The sequence below is a fragment of the Alistipes sp. HGB5 genome, assembly GCF_000183485.2.
GTDB lineage: Bacteria > Bacteroidota > Bacteroidia > Bacteroidales > Rikenellaceae > Alistipes > Alistipes finegoldii.
In genome coordinates, this window is sequence record NZ_AENZ01000049.1 from 1 (window position 1) to 3,252 (window position 3,252).

Genomic DNA, 3,252 nt, shown 5'->3' on the forward strand with positions numbered 1-3,252 from the left:
ACAATAGGGGTTATGATGAATGTAAGAAAGTAATAAAGGGCGTATGGGGGATGCCTAGGCTCTTGGAGGCGACGAAAGACGTGGTAAGCTGCGATAAGCCTCGGGGATTTGCAAACGAGAATTGATCCGAGGATTTCTGAATGGGACAACCCGCTAGGCAGAAGGCCTAGCACACGAAAGTGGGCCAACCCTCTGAACTGAAACATCTTAGTAGGAGGAGGAAAAGAAAGAAACATCGATTTCCTAAGTAGCGGCGAGCGAACGGGAAGAAGCCTAAACCGTAATTGTTACGGCAATTGCGGGGTTGTAGGACTGCAATATTCAAGTGACTGTCAACTGGAATGTTCTGGAAAGTTCATCCATAGAGAGTGAAAGACTCGTACAGGTAAGCACGTTATGCGATAGCAGTATCCTGAGTAGGGCGGGACACGAGGAATCCTGTCTGAATCTGCCGGGACCACCCGGTAAGGCTAAATACTCCCAAGAGACCGATAGTGAACCAGTACCGTGAGGGAAAGGTGAAAAGAACCCCGAACAGGGGAGTGAAATAGAACCTGAAACCATACGCTTACAACCTGTCGGAGCAGCTTCGTGCTGTGACGGCGTGCCTATTGAATAATGAGCCTACGAGTTACTAATCACTGGCGAGGTTAAGTGCACGGATGCACGGAGCCGAAGCGAAAGCGAGTCTTAATAGGGCGTTTAGTCAGTGGTTGTAGACGCGAAACCTTGCGATCTACCCTTGAGCAGGTTGAAGGTTGGGTAAAACCAACTGGAGGACCGAACGAATAAGCGTTGAAAAGCTTCTCGATGACTTGAGGGTAGGGGTGAAAGGCTAATCAAGCTGGGAAATAGCTCGTACTCCCCGAAATGCCTTTAGGGGCAGCGTTGTAATAAAGAGTCTACTGGAGGTAGAGCTACTGATTGGATGCGGGGGCTTCACCGCCTACCAAATCCTGACAAACTCCGAATGCCAGTAGTATGATTTACAGCAGTGAGCGACCGGGTGCTAATGTCCGGTCACAAAAGAGGAACAACTCAGACCAGCAACTAAGGTCCCCAAGAGTATACTAAGTTGATCTAACGATGTTTTGTTGCAGAGACAGCTAGGATGTTAGCTTGGAAGCAGCTATTCATTCAAAGAGTGCGTAACAGCTCACTAGTCGAGCGACAAAGCGTGGATAATAAACGGGCATCAAGTATACCACCGAAGTTCTGGGCACGAAAGTGCGGTAGGGGAGCATTCCATTCAGCGTCGAAGCCGAATCGTGAGATTTGGTGGAGCGTATGGAAAAGCAAATGTAGGCATGAGTAACGATAATGCGGGAGAGTAACCCGCACACCGCAAGACCAAGGTTTCCTGATCAACGCTAATCGGATCAGGGTTAGTCGGGTCCTAAGGGTAAGCCGAACGGTGATCTCGATGGATAATCGGTTAATATTCCGATACTGACATATACCTCGATGGAGAGACGAAGGAACGTAAGTGCCGCCGCCTGACGGAATAGGTGGTTAAAGGGCGTAGGTATAGGGACAGATTAAGAGTTAGTCCTTGCTGAACCCCGACAGTACAGAGAGCCTACGGGCAATTTGATAGTGCACCCAAGTCGACTTCCGAGAAAATCTTCTAAGTTATAGTATATGTCACCCGTACCGTAAACCGACACAGGTGGTCGAGGAGAGTATCCTAAGGTGCTCGAGTGAATCACGGTTAAGGAACTAGGCAAATTAACCCCGTAACTTCGGGAAAAGGGGTCCCACCGCGAGGTGGGCGCAGCGAAGAGGTCCAGGCGACTGTTTATCAAAAACACAGGGCTCTGCAAATTCGAAAGAAGACGTATAGGGCCTGACACCTGCCCGGTGCTGGAAGGTTAAGAGGGGATGTCATCGCAAGAGAAGCATTGAATCGAAGCCCCAGTAAACGGCGGCCGTAACTATAACGGTCCTAAGGTAGCGAAATTCCTTGTCGGGTAAGTTCCGACCTGCACGAATGGTGTAACGATCTGGACACTGTCTCAACCGTGAGCTCGGTGAAATTGTAGTCCCGGTGATGATGCCGGGTACCCGCAACGGGACGAAAAGACCCCGTGAACCTTTACTATAGCTTAACGCTGAATTTGGGTACACAATGTGTAGGATAGGCAGGAGACTATGAAGCGGGTACGCCAGTATTCGTGGAGTCAACGTTGAAATACTGCCCTTTGTGTATTTGAGTTCTAACCCTCAAGAGGGGACACCGTTTGGTGGGTAGTTTGACTGGGGTGGTCGCCTCCAAAAGAGTAACGGAGGCTTCCCAAGGTACCCTCAGCACGAATGGTAACCGTGCGTAGAGTGCAATAGCATAAGGGTGCTTGACTGTGAGACCAACAAGTCGATCAGGTGCGAAAGCAGGGTATAGTGATCCGGTGGTTCTGCGTGGACTGGCCATCGCTCAAAGGATAAAAGGTACTCCGGGGATAACAGGCTGATCGCCGCCAAGAGCTCATATCGACGCGGCGGTTTGGCACCTCGATGTCGGCTCGTCACATCCTGGGGCTGGAGAAGGTCCCAAGGGTTCGGCTGTTCGCCGATTAAAGTGGCACGCGAGCTGGGTTCAGAACGTCGTGAGACAGTTCGGTCTCTATCTGTTGCGGGCGTTGGAAGATTGAGGGGTCCTGACTTTAGTACGAGAGGACCGAGTTGGACGAACCTCCGGTGTATCGGTTATGCTGCCAAGTGTACCGCCGAGTAGCCGCGTTCGGTTTGGATAAGCGCTGAAAGCATCTAAGCGCGAAGCCATCCCCAAGATAAGTCTTCCCTTGAGGGGCGTAGGAGACGACTACGTTGATAGGCTGCAGGTGTAAAGACAGTAATGTCAAAGCCGAGCAGTACTAATTACCCGAACGGCTTTCTTACAGATTTCTTTATCTCATTTCCCTAATATGTCAACTCATACCGAGTGCGACGGATTGTGATAGCTAAAAGTATCACTCGCATGGCTTCGATGAGTTTGAAGCAACGTTGGACTTCGTCCTTCGTTTTCTTCGCTCGACAAAGTGAATAAATTCTCTTTGTACTCGCTTATCGAAAAACGTTCTTTTAGGTGGTTATAGCAGTGAGGTCCCACCTCTTCCCATTCCGAACAGAGAAGTTAAGCTCACTTACGCCGATGGTACTGCGGTTTTCCCGTGGGAGAGTAGGTAGCCGCCTCTTCAAGGTCAGATCGAAAGATCTGACCTTTTTTTGTGCTTGTAATTTTGCTGTTCTCACCCG

At 50.0% G+C, this 3,252-nt stretch carries 2 rRNA genes; both read left to right on the plus strand.

From position 1 onward, the window contains the following. The first annotated feature begins 23 nt into the window (after positions 1-23). Positions 24-2,895 (plus strand): 23S ribosomal RNA (locus HMPREF9720_RS07865). 183 nt (positions 2,896-3,078) lie between these two features. Continuing rightward, positions 3,079-3,192: ribosomal RNA gene (gene rrf / locus HMPREF9720_RS07870) — 5S ribosomal RNA — on the plus strand. Positions 3,193-3,252: the final 60 nt, after the last annotated feature.